Consider the following 5897-nt stretch of genomic DNA (forward strand, 5'->3'; position numbering starts at 1 on the left):
CTCGCTGCCGGTGGCGGTTTGGCATATTGGGGCACAAGCGACGTGCGGCAGGAATATGGCGATATCGTCACCACGCCGTCAGGATTGCGTTACAAGATTATCCAGACCGGCGAAGGCAAATCGCCGACGGACAATGATGTTGTACTCGTCAGCTACACAGGCATGTTGAAAGACGGCACGGTTTTCGATCAAAATCCTCAGGCCGGCTTCCCCGTCTCTGGCGTTGTTCCCGGCTTTTCAGAAGGCCTTAAAATCATGCAGCGCGGCGGCAAATATCGCCTGTGGATCCCGGCCGAGCTTGGCTATGGCCCGGAAGATCAGCGTAATCCGCAAACCGGCCAAGTCGCCATCCCCGGCGGTAGCGAGCTGACCTTTGATGTCGAATTGTTAGAGTTCAAATCACGCGCCGAAATCGAAGCCATGCAAAAGCAAATGCAGGAAATGCAACAGCAGCAAGGTGGACAGGCCAGCGGCGCACCGCAGGGCCTACCTCCCGAAATCCAGGCGCAAATTGATGCGCAGATGCGGGCCCAACAAGGGCAATAATGCCGCCCCGAAACTATCCAATAGCTGCGGATTCTATCGGGAATTGCCTAATATAGCGCGCGATTAAGCGTGAACTGAAATCCTTGAAAGGCAGTTGTCAGCTTGGCGGCCAGCCCTTAGGAAGACGCTTGCAAGCGGTTATGACCGGAAAGTTCCAACGTTGAGCATCACCAATATCGTCGCAATCGCCCTTTTATCGGGGACCCCGCAGCTTCCGCCTGTGGTAGAGCCAGTTATTGCGATGGAAACTGCTGGCGCACCCACGCCAGCGCCTGAGCAGGGTACGCAAGCCACTGTGCCACCATCCACAGACGGCGCAGAGGTTCCGTCGCAACCTTCGGACACACAAACGCCCGTCGGACCCGTTACGCCGGCTGCGGCCGAAAAGGGCATAATCATTGTCACCGCAAATCAGGGACCCCCGAAAGGCGACCCGATTGCGGTCGTGAACGAAGTGTCGTTCGGCGCGGTACAGTCGGTCGATAAAGCCATTATCGCGCCGGTCGCGTACGGCTATCGAGATGGATTACCCGCCCCGATCCGCGCGGGCATGCATAATTTTTTGAACAACTTGGACGAGCCAATCGTCTTCGTAAATTTTCTGCTCCAGTTCAAGATTGGCAAAGCCGTTGAAACCGTCGGTCGATTTGCCATCAACTCAACCATCGGCGTGGCCGGACTTTTTGATGTCGCCAAAAAGCCTGCGTTCAAACTGCCGCGCCGGTCAAATGGCCTCGCCGACACCTTGGGATATTATGGCGTTGGCCCCGGACCCTATTTATTTCTGCCTTTAATTGGATCCACCACCGTTCGCGATGTTTTCGGACGCGTTGTGGATCTTTCGCTTTTACCAGCCGCAGTTGGCAAGCCGTTTAGCAACCCCATTGTCTCGGCAGCCAAAGGCGCGCTCTCGTCGATTGACGACCGTGTCGAAAATGATGCGATTCTGACGCGGGTGCAGCAAAGCGGGAACCCATATGCCGCGATGCGCGAATATTATCTCATGAAACGCCAGGCAGAGATTGATGTTCTGAAAGGCAAAAGATCCGATGCCAATATAGACCTCAACCAACTGGAGTTTCTGGATTCTTTACCAGCACCCGCAAAGAAACCATCCAAAGAGCCGCCCGCACCTAAACCCCAATAAGCGGCGCGGCACCGCTACTCTAAAGCGTGGCGAAAAACACGATCGTTGCAACAGCCATAACCCCCGTCGCGATCCATCCGGTAATGGTCGCACGGCGTCCCAATGTCAGCCGCCCCATCGCGCGCGGGTTGCGCACGATGAGCATCATCATGACCATTAACGGCGCGGCAAGCACACCATTGACGACAGCGGCCCAATATAGCGCACGCGCAGGGTCAATGCCGACATATTGCAACGATACGCCAAGCATAGTTGTTACGGCTATCGTCCCGTAAAACAGGCGGGCCTTGGTCGGCTTGGCATCAAGGCTTCCCGCCATGCCGAACATTTCCGTCACGGCATAAGCCGCCGACCCGGCAAGCACCGGCACCGCGAGCAACCCTGTCCCGATGATACCCAGCGCGAATAACGCAAAGGCAAAATTTCCGGCAATAGGTCGCAATGCTTCGGCCGCCTGCGCCGACGTTTCGATATCGCGAATGCCATTGGCATGCAGCGTCGCGGCGGTTGCAAATACGATAGCCAGCGACACGATCGAGCTGAACGCCATACCGGTCAGCGTGTCGATCCGGATGCGTTTTAATTCAGGTCCGGCGTCCTTGGGCGTGATGCACAAGGGCTTTACCTTATGCCGCTTCTGCTCCTCAATCTCTTGTCCCGCCTGCCAGAAAAACAAATAAGGGCTGATGGTGGTCCCCAATATCGCGACGACGGCGGTGGCGTAGGCGCCGGTCCATTCAATGCGCGGAACAACCAACGAGGTCAGCGCCTCTCCCCAAGGCACCTGCGCCACAACGACGACGGCAACATAAGCAAATAGCGATAGCGTCGCCCATTTGAGCACCGAGGCATAGCGCTCATAGGATAGCGCCACTTCAACGATGATGCAAAAGACCCCAAACAATAACGTATATAACCCTATTGGCCCACCGATCAGCAGCGCCACAGCAGCACCCATCGCGGCCAAATCAGCGCCAAGATTAACGATGTTGGCAATGAGCAGCAGGCCGACCATCAGCACCAGCAAGGGCCGGGGGTAATGTCGGCGCATATTGCGCGCGATACCTGCACCGGTAACCCGCCCGATTTCAGCCGCGACTTCTTGAATGGCGACCATCAAAGGAAAGCTGAACAAAAACGTCCAGCTCAACCCATAACCAAATTGCGCGCCAACTTGGCTGTGCGTGCCGATTCCCGAAGGATCGTCATCCGCAGCACCCGTGACTAGGCCGGGACCGAGGCGTGAGAGGAAGCTTGTGCTCGGTTTTTTATCGGTTCGCATTGCTGCCGATAACAGGCCCACATGACGTCAATGTCAACAACGCTATATGATGCGGAGAGTTGCAGGCTGCCGAAAGTCTAGCTCGCGTTTTCCAGCAATCCCTCGTCCTTGATCCGCTTTTGCCAAAAGGCCGGTGCCAATTGATGGACATTGTTGCCGTCGCTGTCGACCGCGACGGTGACGGGGAAGTCCTGCACTTCAAATTCGTAAATTGCTTCCATGCCCAGATCTTCGAAACCGACGACCTTGCTGCCCTTGATGGCGCGCGCCACCAAATAGGCGGCACCGCCAACGGCCATGAGATATGCGCTTTTATGCTTGGCGATGGCTTGTGTTGCCGCCGGGCCGCGCTCCGCCTTACCGACGCAGGCCAGCAAGCCCTGCTCAAGCATCATGTCCATGAACTTGTCCATGCGCGTAGCCGTCGTCGGGCCAGCGGGACCAACAATCTCCTCACCCACCGGATCGACCGGGCCGACATAATAGATCATCCGTCCTTTAAAGCTGACGGGCAGTTCTTCGCTCTTAGCCAGCATGTCGGCGATGCGTTTATGTGCGGCGTCTCGCCCGGTCAGCATCTTGCCGTTTAACAACAGACGGTCGCCCTGTTTCCAGCTGGCCACGGTTGCGGGGGTCAGTGCGTCCAAATCCACGCGGATCGCGGCTGCATCGGGTTTCCAGTCTACCTTCGGCCATTCGTCCAGCTTCGGCGCCTCCAGATAGGCAGGGCCCGACCCATTCAGCGTGAAATGTGCATGGCGCGTCGCCGCGCAATTGGGAATCATCGCAACCGGCTTGCCCGCAGCATGACATGGCGCATCCATGATTTTTACATCAAGGATCGTGGAAAGCCCGCCAAGCCCCTGCGCGCCGATACCCAACGCGTTGACCTTGTCAAAAATCTCAATGCGCATCGCCTCAATATCATTTTGTGGCCCGCGTGCTTTGAGCGGCCCCATGTCGATAGGCTCCATCAACGCTTGCTTGGCCAGCAAGACGCAATGTTCCGCGGTCCCGCCGATACCAATGCCCAGCATTCCGGGCGGGCACCAGCCAGCACCCATTTGCGGCAACATTTCAACGACCCAGTCGACGATATTGTCTGACGGGTTCATCATCTTGAACTTTGACTTGTTCTCGCTGCCGCCGCCTTTTGCCGCGACATCCACCGAAACTTTTGAACCGGCGACCATTTCGACATGCAGGACGCAGGGCGTGTTATCTTTTGTGTTACGCCGCGTGAAAGCGGGGTCGGCCAATACCGAGGCGCGCAGTTTGTTGTCAGGGTGCAGATATGCACGGCGCACGCCTTCGTCGATCACCTCCTGAAGCGACGCCGACGTGTCCTCCAGCCGGCAATCCATCCCCCATTTGACGAAGACATTGACGATGCCCGTGTCCTGACAAATGGGTCGATGTCCTTCTGCGCACATCCGGCTGTTGGTCAGGATTTGCGCGATTGCATCTTTCGCCGCTGGTGACTGTTCGGCGGTATATGCGTCACCCAATGCCCGGATATAATCCATCGGGTGAAAATAGCTGATATATTGCAGCGCGTCGGCGACGCTATCGATCAAATCGGAATTGCGGATGGTGACGGTCATATAAGGCCCCAGGCTGGATAGAACCCCCACGCCATTAACGTCCCGGGGGACTGATACAAGCATCATTCTGACCGGCTGAATCAATATTAGCGAACGGCCGATGCGCCGGTCACATTTGTCCCGTCTGGATGATGCGGTGCCCCGGTTTCTGTCTACAAAATGCAGCGCGCAAGATTGGGTTCATTTTGACAACAGAAATATTTTCAATTCCTCATTTTCCATCTTGCGCCTTCAACAACACTTAGAACGTCCACGCGTCGCTACCTTTTGCCCGCCGACAACTGCGACGAATGGAATCAGAATAGCGACGAATTGAATGGTTAATTTTCGATTTACCCCCTTGCGTCTTAAAATGAATAAGGCACTATAGGTAGCGGTTGGCCATAGGGGGCATTACCACAAATTGTGCTTGCAGCTTCAGATAGTGATTCTGTTGTTGGGGGGATTTTTCCCGTCGATAAGCTGGGGACAAGTGAAAATATAACCCCTGACGTGGTCAAAAAATGCTAAGAGGGAATTTCGCGCCCTGAGTCGAACAATATGGGAACACGCGTTTCCGACAGATATTTGAACTGGTCGCTGGCCGCCGGGAAACCGGCATCCAGTTTCGGGTCGCCGCAATGAATGGAGCAACGGGTTAAATGGATTTCAGGGATGCAGGCCAAGGGGCCGACGATATGACCGCAATGATGACTGATATGCTTGAAAAAGTTGCTACCGAAGCTGTTAAGGTTGAAGCCGAGGCCAAGCCGGCTGACGACAAGAAAGCTGCGTCGAGCAAATCCGTCGACGAACGCCGTTTTAACGTTGTGACGGATTCGTCGCGCGACGCCCTGCTGACCGAATTTGGCAAGGACACGCTGCAAGACCGTTATTTGTTGCCGGGCGAAAGCTATCAGGACCTGTTTGCCCGCGTTGCGTCGGCATATGCGGACGATCAGGATCATGCCCAGCGGCTCTATGACTATATCTCGCGCCTTTGGTTCATGCCGGCAACGCCAGTGCTGTCAAACGGCGGAACTGGACGCGGTCTTCCTATCAGCTGCTATCTGAACAGCGTCGACGACAGCCTGGAAGGCATCGTCAACACATGGAACGAAAACGTCTGGCTCGCATCACGCGGCGGCGGCATTGGCACCTATTGGGGCAATGTGCGAGGCATCGGCGAGCCTGTTGGCCTCAATGGCAAGACCAGCGGCATCATTCCGTTTGTCCGCGTCATGGACAGCCTTACGCTCGCAATCTCGCAAGGTTCGCTGCGTCGTGGTTCGGCCGCGTGCTATCTCGATGTCAGCCATCCTGAAATCGAAGAGTTCCT

At 56.0% G+C, this 5897-nt stretch carries 5 protein-coding genes; 3 read left to right on the forward strand and 2 right to left on the reverse strand.

What is annotated here, in order from left to right; genetic code table 11:
• Both ACIQ5B_RS09915 and ACIQ5B_RS09920 read left to right on the forward strand, forming a co-directional pair.
• Positions 1-546 (forward strand): FKBP-type peptidyl-prolyl cis-trans isomerase (locus tag ACIQ5B_RS09915; protein ID WP_397598876.1); only part of this gene is annotated, 546 nt, incomplete at its 5' end.
• A 160-nt stretch (positions 547-706) separates the two neighbouring features.
• Positions 707-1693 (forward strand): MlaA family lipoprotein, encoded by a 987-nt coding sequence (locus tag ACIQ5B_RS09920; protein WP_397598877.1) that lies wholly within the window; start codon positions 707-709, stop codon positions 1691-1693.
• A 19-nt stretch (positions 1694-1712) separates the two neighbouring features.
• Here ACIQ5B_RS09920 and ACIQ5B_RS09925 read toward each other — a convergent pair whose 3' ends face one another.
• Together ACIQ5B_RS09925 and ACIQ5B_RS09930 are read right to left on the reverse strand one after the other, a co-directional pair.
• Positions 1713-2975: an NRAMP family divalent metal transporter gene (locus ACIQ5B_RS09925; protein WP_397598878.1), complete on the reverse strand. Its 1263-nt coding sequence runs from the start codon at positions 2973-2975 to the stop codon at positions 1713-1715.
• A 77-nt stretch (positions 2976-3052) separates the two neighbouring features.
• Positions 3053-4579 (reverse strand): fumarate hydratase, encoded by a 1527-nt coding sequence (locus ACIQ5B_RS09930; RefSeq protein ID WP_397598879.1) that lies wholly within the window; start codon positions 4577-4579, stop codon positions 3053-3055.
• Positions 4580-5256: 677 nt separating this feature from the next.
• Here ACIQ5B_RS09930 and ACIQ5B_RS09935 point away from each other — a divergent pair.
• A partial coding sequence (locus tag ACIQ5B_RS09935; RefSeq protein WP_397598880.1) for a ribonucleotide reductase N-terminal alpha domain-containing protein occupies positions 5257-5897 on the forward strand: 641 nt, incomplete at its 3' end.

The sequence above is a fragment of the Sphingorhabdus sp. genome (assembly GCF_044374345.1).
In the GTDB taxonomy this organism is placed as follows: domain Bacteria; phylum Pseudomonadota; class Alphaproteobacteria; order Sphingomonadales; family Sphingomonadaceae; genus Sphingorhabdus_B.

Bases quoted from the DNA above. Each gene is read 5' to 3' on its own strand.
- ACIQ5B_RS09925 (WP_397598878.1), bottom strand. From the start codon at position 2,975: ATGCGAACCGATAAAAAACCGAGCACAAGCTTCCTCTCACGCCTCGGT.
- ACIQ5B_RS09930 (WP_397598879.1), bottom strand. From the start codon at position 4,579: ATGACCGTCACCATCCGCAATTCCGATTTGATCGATAGCGTCGCCGAC.